The 22,138-nt window shown below is 70.5% G+C and carries 15 protein-coding genes; 7 read left to right on the forward strand and 8 right to left on the reverse strand.

The window, feature by feature from the left end; translation table 11 throughout:
- Nucleotides 1-3 precede the first annotated feature (3 nt).
- Complete coding sequence (locus ACT53R_RS03290) at nucleotides 4-1,107, reverse strand: polysaccharide deacetylase family protein (RefSeq protein ID WP_476170412.1); 1,104 nt, start codon at nucleotides 1,105-1,107, stop codon at nucleotides 4-6.
- A 151-nt stretch (nucleotides 1,108-1,258) separates the two neighbouring features.
- Between ACT53R_RS03290 and ACT53R_RS03295 the strand changes: the two genes are divergently transcribed.
- Genes ACT53R_RS03295 through ACT53R_RS03310 form a run of 4 tightly spaced genes read left to right on the forward strand, consistent with a single transcriptional unit; the run spans nucleotide 1,259 to nucleotide 6,411 of the window.
- The gene (locus tag ACT53R_RS03295; RefSeq protein ID WP_476170413.1) at nucleotides 1,259-1,966 is read left to right on the forward strand and encodes a hypothetical protein; all 708 of its coding nucleotides are present in this window, start codon (nucleotides 1,259-1,261) and stop codon (nucleotides 1,964-1,966) included.
- Nucleotides 1,963-3,162 (forward strand): glycosyltransferase, encoded by a 1,200-nt coding sequence (locus tag ACT53R_RS03300; RefSeq protein WP_476170414.1) that lies wholly within the window; start codon nucleotides 1,963-1,965, stop codon nucleotides 3,160-3,162. The genes ACT53R_RS03295 and ACT53R_RS03300 overlap by 4 nt, the downstream gene beginning before the upstream one ends.
- Nucleotides 3,159-5,246, forward strand: coding sequence for an NAD-dependent epimerase/dehydratase family protein (locus ACT53R_RS03305; protein WP_476170415.1), 2,088 nt, complete (start codon nucleotides 3,159-3,161; stop codon nucleotides 5,244-5,246). The genes ACT53R_RS03300 and ACT53R_RS03305 overlap by 4 nt, the downstream gene beginning before the upstream one ends.
- 10 nt (nucleotides 5,247-5,256) lie before the next feature.
- Nucleotides 5,257-6,411, forward strand: coding sequence for a glycosyltransferase (locus ACT53R_RS03310; protein ID WP_476170416.1), 1,155 nt, complete (start codon nucleotides 5,257-5,259; stop codon nucleotides 6,409-6,411).
- 24 nt (nucleotides 6,412-6,435) lie between these two features.
- Here ACT53R_RS03310 and ACT53R_RS03315 read toward each other — a convergent pair whose 3' ends face one another.
- From ACT53R_RS03315 to ACT53R_RS03335, 5 genes are all read right to left on the reverse strand, one after another.
- On the reverse strand, nucleotides 6,436-7,830 hold the full coding sequence (locus ACT53R_RS03315) for a TIGR03013 family XrtA/PEP-CTERM system glycosyltransferase (RefSeq protein ID WP_476170417.1): 1,395 nt from the start codon (nucleotides 7,828-7,830) through the stop codon (nucleotides 6,436-6,438).
- A gap of 366 nt (nucleotides 7,831-8,196) precedes the next feature.
- Complete coding sequence (locus tag ACT53R_RS03320) at nucleotides 8,197-10,122, reverse strand: diguanylate cyclase domain-containing protein (protein WP_476170418.1); 1,926 nt, start codon at nucleotides 10,120-10,122, stop codon at nucleotides 8,197-8,199.
- A gap of 324 nt (nucleotides 10,123-10,446) precedes the next feature.
- Entirely contained in the window at nucleotides 10,447-11,865 is a 1,419-nt protein-coding gene (locus ACT53R_RS03325; RefSeq protein ID WP_476170419.1) for an alpha-amylase family protein, read from the reverse strand.
- A gap of 315 nt (nucleotides 11,866-12,180) precedes the next feature.
- A complete protein-coding gene (locus ACT53R_RS03330) occupies nucleotides 12,181-12,522 on the reverse strand; it encodes a zinc ribbon domain-containing protein YjdM (protein WP_476170420.1) in 342 nt (113 codons plus the stop codon).
- Nucleotides 12,523-12,584: 62 nt separating this feature from the next.
- Nucleotides 12,585-13,403, reverse strand: a complete 819-nt coding sequence (locus tag ACT53R_RS03335) for a DUF2189 domain-containing protein (protein WP_476170421.1) — start codon at nucleotides 13,401-13,403, stop codon at nucleotides 12,585-12,587.
- 100 nt (nucleotides 13,404-13,503) lie between these two features.
- Here ACT53R_RS03335 and ACT53R_RS03340 point away from each other — a divergent pair, with 100 nt between their 5' ends.
- The 3 genes from ACT53R_RS03340 (at nucleotide 13,504) to ACT53R_RS03350 (ending at nucleotide 17,670) form a co-directional block, all read left to right on the forward strand.
- On the forward strand, nucleotides 13,504-14,469 hold the full coding sequence (locus ACT53R_RS03340) for a UbiA family prenyltransferase (protein WP_476170422.1): 966 nt from the start codon (nucleotides 13,504-13,506) through the stop codon (nucleotides 14,467-14,469).
- Nucleotides 14,470-14,687: 218 nt separating this feature from the next.
- The gene (locus tag ACT53R_RS03345) at nucleotides 14,688-15,704 is read left to right on the forward strand and encodes a hypothetical protein (protein ID WP_476170423.1); all 1,017 of its coding nucleotides are present in this window, start codon (nucleotides 14,688-14,690) and stop codon (nucleotides 15,702-15,704) included.
- A gap of 130 nt (nucleotides 15,705-15,834) precedes the next feature.
- Nucleotides 15,835-17,670: an extracellular catalytic domain type 1 short-chain-length polyhydroxyalkanoate depolymerase gene (locus ACT53R_RS03350; protein ID WP_476170424.1), complete on the forward strand. Its 1,836-nt coding sequence runs from the start codon at nucleotides 15,835-15,837 to the stop codon at nucleotides 17,668-17,670.
- A 41-nt stretch (nucleotides 17,671-17,711) separates the two neighbouring features.
- Here the strand turns inward: ACT53R_RS03350 and ACT53R_RS03355 are convergent, their stop codons facing one another.
- On the reverse strand, nucleotides 17,712-20,261 hold the full coding sequence (locus ACT53R_RS03355; RefSeq protein WP_476170425.1) for an alpha/beta hydrolase family protein: 2,550 nt from the start codon (nucleotides 20,259-20,261) through the stop codon (nucleotides 17,712-17,714).
- A gap of 146 nt (nucleotides 20,262-20,407) precedes the next feature.
- On the reverse strand, nucleotides 20,408-21,886 hold the full coding sequence (locus tag ACT53R_RS03360) for a hypothetical protein (protein WP_476170426.1): 1,479 nt from the start codon (nucleotides 21,884-21,886) through the stop codon (nucleotides 20,408-20,410).
- Nucleotides 21,887-22,138: the final 252 nt, after the last annotated feature.

Below are 22,138 nucleotides of genomic sequence, written 5' to 3' on the forward strand. Positions count from 1 at the left end.
CGGCTATCCGCTCCGGCTGCGCGTGCGGTAGCAGAACACCTCGGGCAGCGACAGCATCGCCTCGAACCAGGCCGCATCCATCGTCCGCTCCACCGGGATGCGGCGCCATTCGTGCCGCGCACGGCAGCGCAGCGACTGCGCACCGGCGATGTAACTGCAACCGACGCCGTAGCCCGCCGCGCGCGCGGCATCGAGCACCGCCGCATCGTAGGCATCGACGCCACCGACCGGGTACGACACCGCGATCGGCGCGACGCCGATCTCGCGCGCGATCGCCGCCCGCGAGGACTCCAGCTCGACGCGCATGGCCTCGCGCGGCATCTTCGCGAGCATGTGGTGGCGCACGCCGTGCGACCCGATCTCCATGCCGCCGGCGTGCATCTCGCGCAACTGCGCCCAGGTCATCGGCCGGCAGTCGGGATGGCCCGCTGTGTCGGGCATCGCCCACTCCGCCTGCAGGCGTTCGATCAGGGCCTGCTGCGCCTCGGCCGACAGCGTCTTCAGGCGGTCGAGCGCATGCGCGGCCAACGCACGCCGTGCGGCCAGCGTCTCCGGCAGCCGCAGGTCGAGCCCCAGCTCCGGCGCATGCAGGTACGCGCCCTCGGCGCTGCACAGCATGTGCACCAGCCAGTCGTAGGCATAGGGGCGACCCGAATCGATGTGCCCGGTCGAAACGAAGAACATCGCCGACAGTCCGGCTTCGCGCAGCAGCGGATAGGCGATGCGGTGGTTGTCGTCGTAGCCGTCGTCGAAGGTGATCAGCACCGCGTGGCGCGGCAGCGACCGGCCGCGATCCAGGCGCTCAAGCAGTTCGTCGAAACGCATCGGCGAGAACCGCTTGCGGACGATGCGCAACTGTTCGCGGAAGCCTTCCGCGGAAGCGCTGACGAGGTCGGGATCGAAGCGGAACGCCTCCGGCACCGCCGTCTCCAGCACGCGGTGGTAGGCGAGGATGCGCACGTCGCCGCGCAGCGCGCCGCGAAGACGCCCTGCCAGCGGCAATGTCCCGATGCGGTGCAGCGCACGCGCCAGCCGCGGCCTGAGACCGGCCGACGGCCCGTCGCCGTTCTCCGCCTGCACCTGCGCCCCCTGTTCCGGATCCCCCATCACTCCTGCCTTACGTCATTTCCGATCACCACCGGCCGCGGCCCCGCATGCAGCGCCGCGCTTGCAAAGCCGCGCGGGAAACGTTCCACTGCGCGCTTCCATCGGACGGCGGCAACGGGGACGCGCGCGCATGGGCGAACACGACCGCGGCATGCCGCCCGATGCCACGCCGCCGGATTTCGCGGCGATGTACCGCGAGCTCGGACTGGACGCGACCTGCTCCCTCGCCGAGTTGCGCCTGGCCAGGCGACGGCGCGTCGCCAGGCTGCACCCCGACCTCGGCGGGACTGCGGAGGATACCGGACGATTGCAGCGATTGAACCGCGCCTACACCGCCGCGGTCGCCTTCCACACCCGCTTCGGACGCCTGCCCGGTGCGCCGTCACCCGGAATGCGCGCCGTCCCGGCGACCGCGGACCGCACGTCCGAGACAGCGGATTTCGCGCCTCGCGCCACGGCCGACGCACCGGCCTGGCGACGCGCGGACGTCGCGACGGCATCGCCACCGGCGGCCGGATTCGGCAGAATGTCGCGTTATTCGCTGGCGACCATCGCCGTCATGGCGGTCGCACTCGTCGTCGCGCTGGCCGCTGCCGTGGGGAGCGGTGCGGTCCGGAACGCGATCGGAGACGCAGCCCCTGCTCCGTCCGGCGGGCTCGCGACGGGACAGGACAAAGACACGGTGCGCAAGCGCCTGGGGGAACCGCTCGAGATGCATGCGCTGCGCTGGCACTACGGCCCGTCCTGGGTGGATTTCCGCTGCGACCGCGTCGCCGGCTGGCACAGCGCGGCCGGGCGGACGCTGCCGGTGGACGTCACCGACGTGACCCCGTCCGACGACGACGGCGCGTGCGAATGACCGTGTCCGCGCCGCCTGCGCTCGCGGGCCACGGCATCGTGTATTTCGGCAACGACTGGTTCGCCGAGAACCGCACCAGCAGCCACCACGTCGCGACCCGGCTCGCGCAGCGGCTGCCGGTGCTGTACGTCGATTCGCCCGGCATGCGCGCGCCGAACGCCTCCGGCCGCGACCTCAGGCGCGCGGTGCGCAAACTGCTGGCCGCATTCAGACGGCCCACGCACGTCGCCGACGGCCTCTGGCACTGCACGGTGCCGCAACTGCCGTTCCGCCGTCTGCCCGGCGTCGACGCCTTCAATCGCCTGTTCGGCCGCTGGGCGGTGCGCCGTGCGCTGCGCCTGGCCGGCATCCGCAAACGGATCTCGTGGTTCGTCGTGCCGCATCCGGGCGTGCACGCCGGGAAGCTGGGCGAAGATCTCGTCGTCTACTACTGCATCGACGACTACGCCGCGCATCCGGGCGTCGACGCCGCGCTGATCGCGCAGCGCGACGAGGCCCTGAGCCGTCGCGCCGACCTGCTCTGCGTCGCGCCGCCGGCGCTGCTCGACGCCAAGCGCGCGCTCAACCCGCACACGGTGTTCTCGCCGCATGGGGTCGACGTCGACCTGTTCGCGCAGGCCCAGGATCCGGCGACGCCGGTGCCCGCGCTGGCGCGCGACCTGCCGCGTCCGGTGGTCGGTTACATAGGCTCGATCCACGAATGGATCGACGTGCCGCTGATCCAGTGGCTGGCGCAGCAGCGGCCGCAGTGGACCTTCCTGCTGGTCGGTCATGCGCATGTGAACGTCGACGGCCTGCGTGCGCTGTCGAACGTGCGCCTCGCCGGCGCGCAGCCGTACGCAACGCTGCCGCAGTGGTCGAAGGCGTTCGACGCCGCAATCATCCCGTATCGCCTGAACCGCCAGGTCGCCAACGCGAATCCGCTGAAGCTCCGCGAATATCTCGCTGCCGGCAAGGCCGTGGTCAGCGTGCGCAACCCCGAGATCGAGAAGTTCGCGCACGTGGTGCGCCTGGTCGACGGTCGCGAACAGTTCCTCGCCGCGCTCGATGCCGCGGTCGCCGACGACGCGCCCGAAGCCGTCGCCGCGCGCATGGCCGCCGTCGCCGACCAGACCTGGGACGCGCGCGTCGACGCCGTCCTCGCCGAAGTCGCCGCGCGGCTTTCCCTGAATCCTCCTTTCGCAGTCCGTTCATGACCCTGTCGTCCACCAGCACGTCCCCGCCCGCCCGTCTCCGCGTCGCCATCGTCGGCGCCGGCTACGTCGCCACGCACCACCTCGCCGCGCTGTCGCGGCTGGACTTCGTCGACCTCGTCGGCCTCTGCGACAGCAATCTCGACGCCGCGCAGGCGCTCGCGAAGCGCTTCGGCATCGCGCGCGTCGCCGCCACGCTGGGCGAACTCACCGACGCCACGCCCAACGTCGTCTACGTGCTGACGCCGCCGGCCTCGCACGCGACGCTGGCGATCCAGGCGATGGACATGGGCTGCCACGTGCTGGTCGAGAAGCCGATGGCCGACAGCGCCGCCGACTGCGAGGCGATGCTGGCGAAGGCCAAGGCCACCGGGCTGACGCTCGGCGTGAACCATTCCGACCTGTTCGACCCGGTGCTGATGCAGGCGCTGGCGACGGTGCGCATCGGCGCGATCGGCGACGTGCGCTCGGTCGACATCGTGCGCAACTCCGACTATCCGCCGTACGCCGGCGGCCCGCTGCCGGGGCTGGTCGCGCAGGGCTCGTATGCCTTCCGCGACCTCGGCGTGCATGGCCTGTACACGCTGGAAGCGTTCCTCGGCCCGATCGTGCAGGCCGAGGTGCAGTACCAGTCGCGCGGCGACAACCCCCAGATCGCGTTCGACGAATGGCAGGCGCAGGCGCTCACCGCCACCGGCGTCGGCCGGCTGCTGCTGTCGTGGAACGCGCGGCCGATGGAGAACCGGCTGACCGTGCGCGGCAAGCGCGGCCGGATCGAGGTCGACCGCTTCACCCAGACCTGCCGCGTGCATCGCGAGCTGCCGGGCCCGAAGTTCATCGGCATCCTGCTCAACGGCTTCTTCGCCGCGGTGAAGGACAGCGTGCGCATCCCGCTGAACGTGCTGCGCTTCGCCACCGGTCGGCTGAAGCCCTCGCCAGGCATCCGCGCCGGCGCCGAAGCGTTCGCCCGCGCCGTGCACCGCGGCGAGGCGCCGCCCTTCCCCGCCGAGGACGGCCTGCGCATCGCGCGCATGCTCGATCCGCTGTGCGTCGCACCGGATCGCGAACGCACGCAGCAACTGGCATCCCGCTACGTCGCGCTGCCGCCGGCCGATGCGCTGGTCACCGGCGCCGCCGGCTTCCTCGGCAAGGCCGTGGTCACGGCCCTGCGCGAACGCGGCCAGACCGTGCGCGTGCTGGTGCGTCGCCCGGTCGCCGCATTCCGCGACGACGTCGGCGTGCAGCAGGTGATCGGCGACCTCGGCGATCCGCGGATCGTCGACCACGCCGTCGCCGGCGCGGGCATCGTCTACCACGTCGGCGCGGCGATGCGCGGCGGCCCGCGCGATTTCGAGTCCGGCACCGTGTGGGGCACGCGCAACGTGCTCGACGCGTGCCGCAAGCACGGCAGTCCGCGGCTCGTGTACGTGAGCTCGATGAGCGTGTTCGACCATGCCGGTCGCCGCGACAACGAAACGCTGACCGAGGACTACCGCTTCGAGCCGCATCCGCAGCTGCGCGGCGCCTACACCCAGACCAAGCTGACCGCCGAGGACGCGGTGCATCGCGCGATCGTCGACGACGGCCTGCCGGCGGTGATCCTGCGCCCCGGCCAGATCTTCGGCCCCGGCGCGGAGCAGGTCACACCGAACGGGACCATCGCGCTGGCCGGCCGCTGGATCGCGATCGGCAGCGGCCGCCGCCCGCTGCCGCTGGTGTACCGCGATGACGTGGTCGACGCGCTGCTGCTGGCCGCCGAAAATCCGAAGGCGCTGGGCCGCACCTTCAACCTCGTCGACACCGACACCGTCGACCGCACCACCTACCTGCGCCGCTGCCAGGCGAAGCTCGGCGCGTCGCTGAAAAAGCTGTGGGTACCGCAATGGGTCTTCATGTGCCTGGCGATCGGCGTCGAACTGCTGGGCAAGGTGCTGAAGCGCGACGTGCCGCTGACCCGCTATCGCGTGCGCTCGCTGCGGCCGCTGGCGAACTTCGACACGCGCGCTGCGCGCGACGTGCTCGGCTGGACGCCGCGTGTCGGCGTGAAGCGCGGGCTCGACATCACCTTCGGCGCGGACAAGCGCTGACGGTCGCCGCATGCGCCTGCTGATCGTCACCTCGCAGTTCCCGATCGCCGGCGAGCCCAACCGCGGCCGGCCGATCCTGCAGACCGTGCGCGCGCTGTCGCGGCTGGCCGACGTGCGCGTGCTCAGCCCGATCGCAACCTATCCGCGCTGGGCGCGGCCGCGCAGCTATCTGTTCCGCGCCGCCGATCCCACGCACGTCGTGCCCGGGCTCGACGTGCAGTACGTCGACTATCCCGCGCTGCCCGCTGTCAGCCGTCCGTTCAACGGCGCGCTGTGCGCGCACGCGCTGCATGCGCCGCTGCGCGCGTTCGCGCCCGACGTGGTGCTGTCGTACTGGCTGTATCCCGATGCCTATGGCGCGATGCGCGCGGCGCGGCATGCGAAGGTGCCGCTGGTCGCCGGCGCGCGCGGCTCGGACCTGCGCGTGCGCGACGCGATCAGCAAGCAGCTGACGCAGCCGGTCGTGCAGTCGGCACGGCGTCTGCTGGTGGTCAGCGAAGACCTCGGCCGCGTCGCGGTGCGCGATTACGGCGCCGATCCCGCGCGCATCCGCGCGATCCCCAACGGCTGCGATGCCTCGATCTTCCATCCGCAGGACCGCGCCGCCGCGCGCGCCGCGCTCGGACTCGATGCCGATGCGGAACTGGTGGTCTACGTCGGCCGGCTCGTGCCCGAGAAAGGCCTGCGCGAACTGCTCGACGCGACCGCCGCACTGGCGCCGTCGCGGCCGCGGCTGCAGCTCGCATTGGTCGGCGACGGCCCGATGCGCGCCGAACTCGACGCGCGCGCTGCCGATGCGCCGCATCGCCTGCACCTGCCCGGCGCGGAGGACGCGCACGCGGTCGCGCGCTGGATGGCGGCCGCGGACCTCGTCACCCTGCCGAGCTATTCCGAAGGCCATCCCAACGTGCTGGTCGAGGCGCTGGCCTGCGGCCGGCCGGTGGTGGCGACGCCGGTCGGCGGCATTCCCGAAGTCGTCGACGCCGCGTCGGGTCTGCTGGTGCCGGCGCGCGACGCGCAGGCGCTCGCGGGCGGGCTGCGCGATGCGCTCGATCGCACCTGGGACACCGACGCGCTGGCGCGACGCTTCTCGCGCGACTGGGACGCCGTCGCCGCCGACACGCTGCGCGCCTGCGAGGAAGCCCTCGCCGAAGCGCGCCGCTGACCGTGCGCAGGAACCGCGGCGCGATCAGCGCGCGCCGCGACCGAACAGCACCACTTCGACCGTCTGCAGCATGATCATCAGGTCGAAGATCATGCCGTGGTTCTTCACGTAGAACAGGTCGTACTTCAGCTTCTCGTTGGCATCGCGCACCGACGCGCCGTACGGGTAACGCAATTGCGCCCAGCCGGTGAGCCCGGGCTTCACCGAATGGCGCACGTCGTAGTAGCGGATTTCCTGCGCCAGCATCTCGACGAACTGCGGGCGTTCCGGGCGCGGGCCGACGAAGCTCATCTCGCCGGTGATCACCAGCAGCAACTGCGGCAGTTCGTCCAGACGCGTCTTGCGGATGAACTTGCCGACGCGCGTGCTGCGGTCGTCGCCGGGCTGCGCCCAGCGCGCCACGCCGTCGCTTTCCGCGTCGACGCGCATGCTGCGGAACTTGACGATCTCGAAGTGGCGGCCGTGTTCGCCCACGCGCACCTGCCGGTAGATCGCCGGCCCCTTCGACTCCAGCTTCACCGCGATCGCCACCAGCAGCATCGCCGGCCAGGCCACCGCCAGCAGCGCGCCGGCGGCCAGCAGGTCGAAGAAGCGCTTGGTCAGCCGGCGCGGCGTGGAGTAGTCGAAGCCGCCGGAAAACACCAGCCACGACGGATCGACCACGTTGAGCTGGACCATGCCGGCCTCGCGCTCGAAGAACGTCGACAGGTCGGTGATCAGCACGCCCTGCTGCACGCACTTGAGCATCTGTTCCATCGGCATGCCGCCGCGGCGCTCGTCCGGCGCGATGACGATCTCGTCCACGTCCAGCCGTTCGGCCAGCGTGCACAGCGTCTCGTCGGTGTGGATCACGTGCTCGGGATCGACATGGATCGGCTGGTTCGGCGCCGGCACGAAACCGAGGACGTTGAAGGACTGTCGATCGGTCTTCCGCCGCAACCGCGTGTTGATCAGGTTGGCGTTGTTGCCGGCGCCGTAGACCAGCACGCGCTGCTTCAGCATCTGCGCGGCGGCCAATCGCGACACCAGCCAGCGGATCGCCATCACCGCGCATGCGCCGGTCGCCAGCGCGATCGCGAGCACACCGCGGCCGATGTAGGTCCCCGGCACGACGTAGTAGATCGTCAGCAGCGCCACGCCGCCCAGCACGAACGACAGCGCGATGCGCAGCAGCAGGTCGATCCGCCGATGGCGGACATAGCTCTGGTACAGGCCGAAGGTGAACATCGCGCCGGTGACGCACAGCGCCACGAGCAGCGCACGCGGCGCGATGCCCACGGCGAAGGATTGCAGGCCGTGAGGATCACCATGGAAGCGCAGCCGCGCGGCCACCAGCACCGCCAGCATCAACGCACACGTTTCCGTGCACCACAGTGCGCGGATCGCGTACTGCTTCCGACTCGATCGAACCGTCTTCAACCCTGTCCCCCTGAATGACGTGAACGGGGACGGCGGGCAGGCGCACGACGAAGGAACCCGCCCGTCGAAATGGACGGACGGCTTCGATCGTCACGCACATTCCCCCTGTGCAGACCACCCCCTGTCGTCGGGCAAGGCGGGACGCTTTCGCGTCGCGCGGCATCCTGCCCCCGATTCATTATCGATCAACGTCACAAATCAGGTAAACAGGTCACGACAGACGGGGCCCATCGTTCCATCCGAGGGCGCAATGCGACAGACACATTCCGATGTGCGCGAAAAAACGCATGCAAACGTTCGATATTTTCAACGCCCGTTGCAGATCCTCGCGCGCCGACCGACACGCATTGCAGCCTCTGCGCAGGCTCAGCCGCGTTCGGTGCGATCGCGGCCCTCGCGCTTGGCGCGATAGAGCGCGTCATCGGCGCGGCGCAGCAGGGCTTCGCTGTTTTCGCCGGGCTGCACCGCGGCGACGCCGAGGCTGATGGTCACCCGCCGTTCGCCGCCCGGGCTGGTGTCGGCGGCGACGGCCTGGCGAAGCGCTTCCGCCACCTCATGCGCCTCCTCCGCCGCCAAGCCGGGGAGGACCATCAGGAACTCCTCGCCGCCGAGCCGGCCGACGCTGCCCCCCTCGGGCGTCCGCGCGCGGGCCACGGCGGCGACCGCCTCCAGCACGCGGTCGCCGCCGTGGTGGCCGTGGGCATCGTTGATCCGCTTGAAGTGGTCGATGTCGAACACCGCGATCGCGAGCGGCCGACCATCCTCGCGATGCGCGGCCAGGCCACGCTCGAGCGCATCCAGGATGCCGCGCCGGTTCGGCAGGCCGGTCAGGTCGTCGGTCATCGCCAGCCGCCGCAGCCGGTGCCCCTTCTGCAGTTGCTGCAACGCCATCATGCCCAGCAACAGCAGCAGGGCCGCACCCAGCAGGATCGTCAGCCGCTGCAGCGAGCGCACGCGCTCGGCGGTGCGCAAGGCCTCGCCGCGATGCGCGTTCTCGATCAGCAGCGCGCGGTTCTCCTGCTCTTTCTTGGCGGTGTCGAACTGCACCCGCAGGCGCGAGGTCTGCTCCTCGCGGGCGCGGCGATCAAGCAGCGCCTGCGCGGCACGATGCGCCACCGAGGCTTCGTACGCCTTGCGCCATTCGCCCGCGGTGGCATGCAATTCCGCCATTTCCAGGTAGATCCGCGCGAGGAAACGCGGATTGTTGCTGGCACGGAAGTGGCGTTCGGCCAGTTCCAGTTCGGTCCCCGCCTCGTGGAGGCGGTCGAGCGCACGCAGCGCCCGCGCCCGCGGCAGGCGGCAGCGCGCGACGCTTTCCTCGTCGCCGGCGTCGGCGAACCGGCCCTGGGCGCGATCGATCCACGGCAACGCCTCGGCCGCCTTGCCCTGCCGTACCAGCAGCGAGCCGATCGCGCGCTCGGTCTCGGCGATGGAACTGCGATCGCCCGCTGCGGTGTAGGTCTCCAATGCCTGCCGGTATTCGGGCAGCGCCATGGCGTAGGCGCCCTTCTTCTCGAGCGCGGCGGCGATGTTGTAGCGGGTGGTGGCCTCGCCCAGGCGCGCGCCGGCGGCGCGATCCTGTTCGAGCAACTGCCGGTAATAGGCGATGGCCTTGTCGTATTCGCCGACGTTCTCGTCGCTGTAGACGTTGGCGATGGCGTTGAGCGCATAGCGCTGCTCGCTGGCGAGGCCGAGCTTGATGCTGATCGCATAGGCGCGGTCGAGGTCGGCGATGGCCTCGTCGTAGCGCCCCTGGTAGTGGCGGCTCTCGCCGCGCACGGCGAGCGCATCGGCAAGGACGTCGCGACTCTCGGCACGCTCGGCTTCGGCGACCGCGGATTCGTATTCGATCGCCGCTTCCACCGGATGCCCCTGGCGATCCAGCGCGGCGCCGCGGCAGGCGTGGAAACCGGCCAGCGCCCGACCATCGCGGGCCGCCTTCGCCTCGCGCAGGCCGGCCTCGGCCTCGGCCTGCGCCGCGGCGGGCGCGAGCACGCCGCGGGCATCGCAGATGTCCACCTGCACGTCGCGGCGCAGGGCGTCATTGCCGAGCCGCACCGCCATCCCGCGCGCGCGCTCGAGGATGCGCAGCGCGGCGGCAGGGTCGCGCTCGACTTCCTCGTCGGCCTGCACCATCAGCGCACGGACCTGCGCCGCGGAGGCCTGTGCCGGGGCGGTCTTCGCGCCCGTGCCCGGCGCGGACGGCGGCGAGGCACACAGGGCCGCGCACACCGGCCAGGCCACCAGCAGCGGCCACCATCGACGGGAGCGACGGGCAGTTCGGCTCGACATGCCGTGTCAGTCTCGGGCGCGACGTCGCCAGCGCGACGCGCACCGGGTGTCGTGTGCCGAACCGCGGACGGACGGCACACGGGCGCCGGGCTCTCGATGCATGTTCCGCCCCCCCTGCGGCCGATCGATCATCGTGCGTCCAGGAAACCACGCCGGGACGCGCATGGGGGATTCTAGGCGCGCATCCCCGGGAAAATTGCGGCCTGGATCGCGTTCCGGCCGCGGATCGTACCCGGGTTGGGGCCGGGTTCACCCCGTCGGCACGCCCTCCGCCGGCCGGCAGGGCCGACGGAGGGCATGGCCAGGGCCCCGGGCGTCACCGGTTCAGCGCAGCCACATCCGCGCGCTGCGGGCCGGCAGGCTGAACGTGTAACTGGCGCTGCCGATGTTCACGACGCTGCCCGAGCCCAGCGTGTCGGTGTAGTTGGCGTACCACCACAGGACGCTGTTGTTCATGTTGATCGTCGTGTTGACCGTGCTGCCGCACTTGTTGATGCCGACGATGCCCAGGCTGCCGCGGCGGAACAGCAGGTGGCAACTGCTCGACGACAGCACCTGCATGTCGGTGCCCTGCACCGCGTTGTGGAAGCGGACCATGCCCTTGATGTCGTTGCGCAGGTAGGCGTTGACCCAGCGGTTGTCGCCGCTCTCGTTGTGGTCGGAGAAGACCATCGGCTTGCCGCCGTTGCGACCGAACAGGTAACTGTAGGCCAGCGTCTCGTCGGTCGGATCCATCAGCATGAAACGGAAGCCGCTGTTGTTCGGGATGTCGTGCGTGACCGTGAAGGTCAACGCGCGGTTGCCCTGCAGCGCCTGGCCGACGGACACGGGGTCCGACAGCGTCGCGAGGTTGCCGCCGAGGCCGAACGCGCTGCGCAACTGCGCCTGCAGCGGGAAATCGTAGGCGGCATGGTCGGTGTTCTGCAGGTACGGCTGCAGGAACAGGTTGTATTCGCTGTTGCCGACGCCGCCGCCGGTGATGATCTCGCCGAACACGTACATGCCGCTCTTGATGTCGGCGGTCAGCACGCCGTTGATGTGCGGGAACGGCATGTGCTTGGCCGCATCGATGCGGAAGCCCTTCACACCCAGCGCCTTCAGCTGGCGCAGGTATTCCTGCTGCTGGCCGATCACGTACGTGCTGCCCACGAGGTCCGGCAGGCCGGTGTCGCCGCCACCACCGCACAGGCGCCAGTTCTGCACCTGCCACACGTCGCTGTAGTTGCCGATGCAGGAGGCGGGACCGAAGTCGCTGCCGCTGAGGTAGTTGAAGCTCAGGTTGCCGAACATCCGCAGGCCGCCGTAGTACGCGGAATTGCCGGCGTAGATGCCAAGCACGCGGCTGCCCGGGTAGTTCAGGTCGCTGCGCTGCGCGGATTCGTTGGCCATGTGGTTGAGCACCACGTCGGCGTAGACGTCGATGCCCTTCGCCCGCAGCGCAGCGACCATGTTGCGGAAGCTGGTGGTGTCGCCCAGGGGGTTGTGGATCAGCCGGTAATCCTGCGGCTGGTAGCGCGCCCACCACGCACTGCCTTCGGAGCGATAGGCGGGCGCGACCAGCACCGCCTTGTAGCCGGCGGACTGGATGTCGGCGGCATGCGCCTGCACGTCGGCGTAGGTCCAGTTGAAGGCGTGCAGCACGGCATCGGCGCGGGCCTGGCCGACGGCGGAAGCCGCGACGAGGGCGACGGCGCAGGCACGGAGCGTGGCGGAACGGGCGACGGACTTCGGTTCGGACGACATGCGGTTTCTCCCTGTGACCGATCATGGCCACGCCGATGGCGATTGCAGCGTCCCTGCGCCGCCGCGACGACGGCGACGGTGCGGCGGCATGGCGATCCCGCGTGCAGGAGACGCATCGCGGCTTCATGCCGCGATGCCGTCGCATGCTAGGTCTGCATCGCGCCGCAGCACGCGGACGTGCATACGTTTTCAGGGAAATGCTCGTCGACGACGATCACGAATGCGCGCATGAATACGATCGCGGAGCACGAGCACGCATGACGGCGCGTGCCCCCCCGCAGACGGCGCGCATCGTGGCGCGCCGCCGCGCGTGGATCAGGCCTTGCGCAGGAAGCAGGTCTTCAGCACCAGGCCCTTGATCTTGTCGGAGTTGCCTTCGATGTGTTCGGCGTCGCCGTCGACCAGGCGAATGTGCTTGATCACCGTGCCCTGCTTCAGCGGGATCGACGAACCCTTCACCTTGAGGTCCTTGATCACCACCACGGTGTCGCCGTCGGCGAGCAGGTTGCCGTTGCTGTCGCGCACCGTCGTCGCCGCTTCGCCCGACGCCTCGCCGGCAGCAGACCACTCGTGCCCGCAATCGGCGCAGACCAAGTTGTCGCCATCCTGGTAGGTGTTGGGCATGGCGCAGATCGGGCAGTTCGGCAGGGCGGTCATCGCGGCGTCCGGGAGAGGGAAACCGCGATTATCGCCGATCGGGCCGCCGATCGAGCGGCGGCTCACTCCAGCGCGGGCCAGGCGGCCGCGTCCAGCGTCTCGCGGTAGCCGTGCCAGGCCGCGTAGGCCAGCCACGGCATCAGCAGCGCCAGCCCGAGCAGCCCGGTCGCGAAACCGATCGCGGTGAGGACGACGATGATCCCCGCCCACAGCGCCATCACGCCCTTGTTGCGCAGCACCGCGTTGATGCTGGACACGCAGGCGGTGACCATGTCGACGTCGCGGTCGGCGATCATCGGCAGCGAGAACGCGGCCACCGCGAAGGTCAGCGCGGCGAAGATCGAACCGACCGCCGAACCGATCGCGAGGAACTGCCACACCGTGTCGGCGTTGCTTTCGTCGATCGGGAAGAACGCGCCGACCATCATGCCGGCGCGCGACCACAGCAGCACGATCACGCCCTGCGCCAGCGCGAACACGCCGGCCTGCCCGGCCACGCGCTTCGCGAGCACGAACGATTCCGACAGCGCCGGCGTGCGCCCGCGTTCCAGTGCACGGCTGACGCAGTAGAGGCCGACACAGATCAGCGGCGCGACGTAGACGAAGCCCGACAGCAACGTGGCGAGCAGCGCGAAGCGACCGAGCTTCCACGCCAGCAGCGAGATGCCGGCGCTGACCAGCAGGATGACGATGCCGAAGACCGACGTCAGCGCGGGCGCGGCGCGCAGGTCGCGCCAGCCCGCGCGCAGCCAGCGCCACGGCGCATCGAAGCCGAGCGTCGCGCACGGCACGACGAAGGGGCGGACGGGCGCGTCGTCTTGCCGCGACGCTGCCGCGTCGCCGTCGCGAGGCGACGGCGGTTGGCCGGACTGCTCTTCCATGACGCCCTCCCGCGTCCGGAACGCATTGCATCACCCTACAACCGCCGGCGCCGTGGCGGAAGCCCCGCGACGCCGGGCCACGGGCGATTACCATGCCGTGATGACCGACCCGTCTTCGACACACGCCCCGACGCCGCTCACGACCCGCGTCGCGCTGCCCGACGCGCCGACGCTCTGGCGCATGACCCGCCCGGCCTTCCTCACCGCCACCGTCGTCGCGGTCGCGATCGGCCTGGCGTCGGCGCACGCGTCCGGCGTTCGCCTGTCGCCGGTGCTCGCGGTGGCGACGCTGCTGCTGGCGGTGCTCGCGCACGCCGCGGCCAACGTGCTCAACGATTACGCCGATGCGGTCAACGGCGCGGATGCGGCGAACACCGGCGGCATCGCGCCCTTCACCGGCGGCGCGGGCCTGATCGCGCGCGGCGAGGTCGATGCGGCGCAGACGCGGCGGTTCGCGCTGGCGCTGCTCGGTGCATGCGCGATCGGCGGCATCGCGCTGGCGCTGTGGCTGCGCATGCCGGCGGTGTGGGCGATCGGCGGCATCGGGCTCGGCCTCGGCTGGGCGTATTCGATGCCGCCGCTGCGGCTGATGACGCGACGACTGGGCGAGGCCACGGTTGCAGCCGCGTGGTGGCTGGTCGCGATCGGCACCGATCTCGTGCAGCGCGGGCATGTCGACCTGCTGCCGATCGCCGCCGCCGCAGGCTATGCGCTGCTGGTCGCCGACCTGCTGCTGGTCAACGGCTTGCCCGATGCCGATGGCGATGCACGCGCGGGCAAGCGCACGCTGGCGGTTGCGCTCGGGTCGCGCGGGGCCGCGCGCCTGTACGCGGCGATCGCGCTGCTCGCACACGCGGTGGTCGTTGCTGGCGTGGCGCTGCATGCGCTGCCGACGACGACGCTGTGGTCGCTGGCGACGCTGCCGCTGGCGCTGTACGCCGCCCGCGAGGTCGCGCGCCATGCCGCGACGCCGCATCGGCTGCGGCCCGCGATCGTCGCCACGCTCGCGACCCTGCACCTGCACGGCGCACTGATGGCCGCGGCCCTGTTCGCCGCGCCGCGCTGACAGGCTGTCGAAAAGCAGCCTGTCAGCGGAGCCGGGGATGGCCGCGACGACGAAGCAAGCGCGCAAGCGCATGATTCGTCGCGAGCCAGCCCGGGCCTGTACCGGACTGGCGAGATGCAAAACGATCTGGGTGATCGTTTTTCAACCACCTGCCGAGCGCCCGCTTTGCGCGCTGGCGCGGGGATGGCAGGATGGCCCCTGGCCTCCGGGGATCGCCCATGACCGCGCCCGTGACCCAGCCCGATGCCGGCACCGCCACCACGCGCGACGACGACGCCATCGCGCGTCTCTCGGCACGCGCCTACGACGCCTTCGACGCCGGCGACCTGCCCGCGGCGCGCGCGGACTTCGAGGCGCTGCTCGCGGCCGGTCCCGCGCATTCCGCGCTGCACTACATGCTCGGGCTGATCGCGAAGTACCAGCGCGACTGGGGCGCGTCGCGGCACCACAACCTCAGCGCGCTGCCGCTGTACGAAGATCCTGCCGACGCCGAGGCCGCGCACTGGAACGCCGCGATCGCCGCGACCGCGCTGGGCGACCGCGAGGAAGCGCGGCGGCAATGGTCGGCCTGCGGCATCGAGGTGCCGGCGGACGACGGCGCGATCGAGCGGCACTTCGGCGTCGCCGGCCTGCGGCTGGACGCCTGGGGCAGCGGCGAGACCGTGTTCGCCCGGCGCATCGATCCGGTGCGTGCCTGCATCATCAACGTGCCGCTGCCCGACGGCGGCTATCGCTACGGCGACATCGTGCTGCACGACGGCGCGTCGACCGGCGAGCGCCTGTTCCACCAGAGCCGCGTGCCGGTGTTCAACGCGCTGCAACGGCTGCAGGCGTCGGCGTTCCACACCTTCGCGGTGTTCGTGCGCTGTGCCGAGCGCGACGCACTGGCGGAACTGTTCGACCTGCGCGTGCCGGGCATCGGCGCGATCGAGGACTGGACCGACAGCATTTCGCACCTGTGCCTGCGCTGCAGCTACGGCGCACCGCACGATCGCAGCGGACCGGCGCACGACGCGCGCGGCACGCAGGATCGCCCGCGCGCATGGCATCCGGAGCGCAATCTCGGCGTGGCCGCACAGGGCCGAGCATCGGTGCAACGCCTGCTCGATCGCTGGAAGGCGGGCGGGCCGGGGCGCTGGCTGGATGCGATCGAAAGCCGCAATGCGACGCCGTCCGATCCACCGGCGCGCGGGACGTGCTGGTGGCTGTCGCCGGAGGATCGCGGCGACGCGTGAGCGATGCGGTCGCGCGTCACGTTTCACGTTGTTCCATTGCACATGCTGCGGCGCAGCTTGCCCCATCGACCAATGTCCCCGCCCGGCGGCGTGTGGCCCACTGCGCGCGTCTCCCGCCGAGGATCCGCCGATGTCGACCGTCGTCGCTGCACACGCCGTGCCCCGCTCCGTCGCCCGCCTCCATCGGCGGTGCGTTCTCCTGATCCTGCTCTGCCTCGCCGCATTCGCCGGTCCCGCGTTCGCGCAGACCGAAGTCACCGGCTTCGGCACGAATCCGGGCAACCTGCGCATGTTCAAGTACGTGCCGAGCGGCTTGCCCGCCGGCGCGCCGATGGTCGTCGCGCTGCACGGCTGCGCGCAGACCGCCGCGAACTACGATGCCGAAACCGGCTGGCAACTCTTCGCGGATCGCTACAAGTTCGCGTTGCTGCTGCCGCAACAGCAGAGCGCGAACAACAGCAGCAGCTGCTTCAACTGGTTCGAGACCGGCGACACCACGCGCGGCCAGGGCGAGGCGTTGTCGATCAAGCAGATGGTCGATCGCATGGTCGCCGACCACGGCGTCACGACCTCGCGCATCTACGTCACCGGCTTGTCGGCCGGCGGCGCGATGACCTCGGTGCTGCTGGCGACGTATCCCGACGTCTTCGCCGGTGGCGCGATCCTCTCCGGCCTGCCGTATCGCTGCGCGACCACGCAGAGCGCGGCCTTCAGCTGCATGAATCCCGGCAGCGACCTCACGCCGGCGCAGTGGGGCGACAAGGTGCGCGCCGCGTCGACATGGACCGGGCCGTGGCCGATCGTGTCCATCTGGCATGGCGATTCGGATTTCACCGTGCGCCCGATGAACCTGACCGAGAGCATGGAGCAGTGGACCAACGTCCACGGCATCGACCAGACCGCCGACGTCAGCGACACCGTCGCCGGCTACCCGCACAAGGTCTACAAGACCGCGGCGGGCGTCGCCCGCGTCGAGACCTACACCATCACCGGCATGGGCCACGGCACGCCGGTCGACCCGGGCACCGGCGAAAGCCAGTGCGGCACCGCGGGCGCGTACATCCTCGACGTGAACATCTGTTCGAGCTACTACATCGCGCGCTTCTTCGGCCTCGACAACCTCGACGGCGTACCGCCGACGGCGACGATCACCGCGCCCGCGAACGGTGCCGGCGTGTCGGGCACGGTCAACATCACTGCGACCGCCAGCGACAACGTCGGCGTGGATCGCGTGGACTTCCTGCTCGACGGCGCGCTGCTCGGCAGCGACACCACGTCGCCCTACGCCTACGCGTGGAACAGCACCACCGCGACCAACGGCGCCCATGTGCTCACCGCGCGCGCCGTCGACCTGACCGGCAACACCGGTACGTCGCCACAGGTGAACGTGACCGTCAGCGGCGGCACCGGCGGTGGCGGCGGCACGCCGGTCACCGTCACCTTCACCAACGAGGACGCCAACGACGGCTACGTGAAGGCCGCCGCCAACGGCACCTCGCCGGCGGTGGGCACGCTGGAATCCAGCTTGGGCCTGGCGATCGGCCGCGGCACCGACGGCAAGTTCAACCGCAGCGTGCTGTCGTTCGACACGTCGTCGATCCCGGACACCGCGACCGTGCTGTCGGCGAAGGTCACCGTGACCTACCGCAGCGCCTCGGGCGACCCGTGGAGCGATCCCGCGGGCAACACGCTGGTCGTCGACGTCAACGCCGGTTGCATCGACGTGTGCACCATCGGCACGCCCGACTGGGCCGCCACCGTCACCGCGCCTGCCGCCGCGCAGCTCACCTCGTTCACCGGCGGCACCCAGACCAGCAGCCTGTTCTCCGCGGCCGGCCTCTCCGCCGTCAACCGCACCGGCCGCACCCAGCTGCGCCTGCGCTTCAGCGCCAACCAGGCGGCGACGAACTACCTCTGGATCGGCAACGCCGCCAGCGCCACGCTGACGGTGACGTACCAGCCCTGATCACCCTCCCTGATCGATGGGAACGACGACCGGCCGGCGCGTCAGTGCGTCGCCGGCGGGTCGCCGAGATGGGCGCGGAGGAAGCCGGCGACGGCGCTCCAGACCCGGGTCTTGTCGGCGTCGGCGTCGAAGCCGTGGCCTTCGTGGTCCAGTGCGATCAACGCCGGCGGCCGGCCGGCGAGGTTGAGCATCCGCACCAGCCGTCGTGTGTGTTCGTAGTCCACCCGCAGGTCCTCGCGTCCGTGGACCAGCAGGATCGGCAGCGTCAACTCCTTGTAGCGGTACAGCGGCGAGTTGCGCTGCATCTCCTCCATGTCGGCGTTGGGATCGCCGATCACGCGCTCCATCAGCTTGCGCCCCTCTTCGCTGCGGGCGCTGTCGCTGGCGGTGAAGAACAGGGCGCGGTCGCTGATGCCGGACATCGAGGCCACGCACTTGAGCCGGCCAGGCCAGCGGATCGCGGTCACCATTGCCGAATAGCCGCCGTAGCTGGCGCCAACCGCGCAGATGCGATCGGGATCGAGCGGGTACTGCGCCAGCGCCGCGGCCAGCGCGGCGTCGATGTCGTCCTCGATCGCGGTGCCATAGCTGCGCTCGCCCGCCTTGCGGAACGCGGTGCCGAAACCTTCCGAGCCGCGGAAGTTGACCTGCAGCACCGCGTAGCCGAGCGAGGCGATGATCTGCACTTCCGGATCGAAATAGCGGTCGTCGCGCACGCCGATGGGACCGCCGTGCGGGAACAGCACCAGCGGCACCTTGCCTTTCGCGCCCGGCGGCAGGGTCAGGTAGGCCTCGATCTCGAAACCGTCGCGGCTCTTCGTGCGCAACGCCGTCGCCGGCGCGAACGTGCGCGAGGCCAGCCACGGCATGGTCTCGCTGACCAGCGACGCCGTGTTGGCGTCGGCGTCGAAGAAATAGACGTCCATCGGCTTGTCGCTGCCGCCGACGCCGACCAGGAATTTCCGCCGCTCCGGGGTCGCCTGCAGGATCGTCGCGGAACGGCCGGGGAACGCCGCATTGAGCCGCCGGTAGAGCGTGGCATCGGCGTCGCGGAAATACTGGGTGTAGACCAGTCCGTTCTCGTAGTAGCTGGCGCCGATCAGTTCGCCCTTCACCGACATGACCGGCCGGATCACGTCGCGCCCCGGCTTCGAGAACACGGTGCGCGTGATCTGCGCGGTGGCGGGGTCGAATTCGACCAGCTCGCGTTGGCCGCGATCGCGTTCGGCCGTGCCGTAGACCAACGTACCGTCGGCCGACAGCGCCATCGGTTCGAAATCGGTGTCCTCGTCGAGCGTCAGCACCTTGCGGAACACGCCGTCCCCGCCGTGCACGAGCGCACGCTTGCCCGCCTTGTCGACGGTGATCGCCAGGCGGATGCGGCCGGCGGCATCGGCGAAGAAGGCGCGTCCGTCGACGATGCCGCGGTCGTAGCGCGGCGACGAGGTGAAGTCGAACCGCTTCATCGCCGCCTGCGTGCGGACATCGAGCTTGTGCACCGCGACGCTGCTGCCGCTGACCGAGGCGAACAGGATGTGCCCGGGCTCGTCGTCGAGCACCTTCACCAGCGCGCCGACGCGCGGCACGATGACCTTGTCGTAGCGCCGCCCCTGCGGATCGTCGATGACGTTGGCGACGACCAGGGCGTCCGGTTCGTTGGCGCCGCCGATGCTCATGATCAGCGAACGGTCGTCGGCCCAGTCCAGGCGCGACACCGGCTTGGGCGATTCGAACAGCCGCACGACCTTGTCCTGCCGGAGGTCGACCAGGTCGATCGCCCAGCGCCAGTCGGGCTCGTCCTCGGCCTTCGCCTCGACGCCTGCCTTGCCTTCGCCGTTCTTCTCCTTCCGCGCGGCGCGCTTGCGGAACAGCACGGCTTCCGCGAACAGATCGCCACGCGGATTCAACTCGATCATCTGCACGCGGCTGGGCCACCACAGCTCGCGCAGCGACAGCGGCAACGTGCCGGGTTCGGGCGGATCCACCGTCCGGTCTTCCGCAGGGCGCCCCGCGGCGGCGACCGCCTGCCGGTAGAACTCGGGGAACGGGTCGGGGTAATGGCCCGTGAAGGCGAAGCGCTGCGTGGCGAACAGTGCAGCATGGTCCGGCACCAGCGCGTCCATCGCGCGCAGGCCCCGGTTGCTGACGTGGACGATCGCGCTCAGCCAGCCGGTGGAGCGGAACACGAGATCGCCCGGGTAGTTGATCACGCCGGGCTTCACTTCGAAGCCGAATTCCGGATCCTTCGACAGGCGGAATTCGCCCACGTAGTCGACCGACGCCCAGCGGTAACGGCCGGCGGGCACGGCATACAGGCGCTGGCTGCGACCGACCTTCACACCGCGCAGCGTGCGCATGTCGAGATTCATGCCCTGCCGCGAGATCCGCACCGCCGTCAGGTCGACGTCGGTGTCGACGCCGATCAGCAGCAGGCCGTCGTCGGCACCGAGCCGCGGCGTCTGGCCCGGATCGATCTCGCGCATGATCGCCTGCGCCGGTGACACGCAGGTCAGCAGGCAGACCAGCACCAGCCAGCCAACTTTGCGGACCAGCAACGCGATGCCGCGATGCCGCGTTTCAATGCTGCCCATTGCGTTCCCCTGCGATCCCCGGCCTCGGCGGCCGCAGGATAGCCGATCGCCCGCGCGGACCGGGACGACCTCGATCGTCCCGGTCCGCATGGCGGCGACGGACGCGCGCCTGACGGGGCGCGTCCGTCGTCGTCACGGCACGGCCTTCAGGGAACGATCGCGCAGCACGGCTGCTGGTTCGGCAGCGGGATGCGGGTCGGCACCGACAGCTGGTTGAACGTCTTCGCGAGGGTCGTCACGGTGTAGACGTTGCTCGACAGCGGCAACGCGTTCGCGGGCGGATTCCAGTCGACCGAACAGACCGTCTTGAACGATGCGGCATCGGGGCGCACGGTCAGCGCGTGCAGCGGGTCGCCGTTCGCCAGCCAGTCGGTGGTGGACGCACCGGCGAAGTAGGTGCCGTTGCTCCCGGCCGACACGGCATAGGCCTTCTCGGCCAACGGGCCCTGCGTCCCGTAGCGCTTGCCGATGACCGGGGCGCCGGTCGCCAGCACGTAGGGCAGCAGGGTCTGCGGATGGGCGAGATGAGTGAAGGCGTCCTGGCTGTTGAGCGCCGTGCCGTACGGGCCGTTGACCTCGCCCGCGATCACCAGCACGCCCGCCGGCGCGCCGCTGTAGGTCGTGGCAAGGGTGAGGTCGTTGCTCCAGCCGATCTGCCGGTCCGTGCTGCTGCCCCAGACGGTGTGCACGCGCAGCAGGCAGTTCGGCACGTAGCGCGAGAGGTAGACCTGCTGCGTGCCGCCGGCGGTCGGCATCGTCTCGCCGATCGCCAGCACCTCCGGGCCGCCGGCCGTCTTCACGCCGACCACGTCGTGGTACTGCGCGGTACCGATGCCGACGGTCCGCGCGGTGCAGATCACGTTGCCGTTGTTGCCGTTGACCTGCATCAGCGCGGTCTCGCCGTTGAGCTTGCCGACGGCGACGAGGTCGCCGGTGAGGCTGGGCGCGACCGGCGGCAGTTCAGCGATGGCCTGCAGTTCGAAATCGCCGGCGATCGCGGCCTGGTAATCGCGGACCCAGATCGCCGCGCCGGTCGAACGGGTGCGCGCGATCCGCGGCCGGTAGACCGCCGGCAGGCCGCCCGCCGCGGGCTTGTAGTACTTGCCCAGCGCGACGAGATCGCCCACGGCGGTGCCGGACGCGGCGTCGCCGGAGGTGGTCTGCAGGATGTCGAAGCCGCTGTTGTAGTCGACGTTGTCGCCGTAATAGAAGCGCCACACCGGGTTGCCGTTGCAGTCGAACTTGGCGATGGTGAAGTACGAGTTCAGCGCGCCGCCGGGCGTCGGATCGATGCTGCCGACGACGGCGAAGCCGGTGCCGTCGCGGAACTCCGCGACCTTGGCCGCGCGCTCGAAACGACCGGCGGTGTCGTACTGGTTGCGCCAGATCAGGCCGGCCGAGACGTTCAGCCGCTCGATCAGGATGTCGGTGTTGCCGCTGGCCTGGGTGGCCGTGCCCACGCTGACCGAGCCGCCGCCGGCGCAGGCGCGCACCTCGCGGTTGCCGGTGTGGAGTTCCTTCTGGGTCGCGAGGCCCGAGGTCATTTCCCAGTTCGAGGCCATCGCGGCGGCGGGCAGCAGCGACAGGCAGGCCAGCGTCAGTGCCGTTCTTCTGGATGCGTTCATGTGGCGTCTTCCTTTTCGAGAGGATCCAGGAAGACGGTTCGCGGACGCGAGGTCCCGGCGTGCATCGTGGCGGCGTCTCCGGCCGGGCCACGACGCGATGCCTGCGCGCCTTGCGCGCGTCGGGCGCTCCATCCGATGAACCGCCTGGCGATCGGCGATCGCCATCCGGTCCAACGCCTGCCGCCGCGGGTGGCGGCCAGCCGGGACGAACGAAGCTTGATACCGGTCACACGGCCGGGCGACGGACGGTGC

Source organism: Lysobacter sp. DMC104 (genome assembly GCF_056313665.1).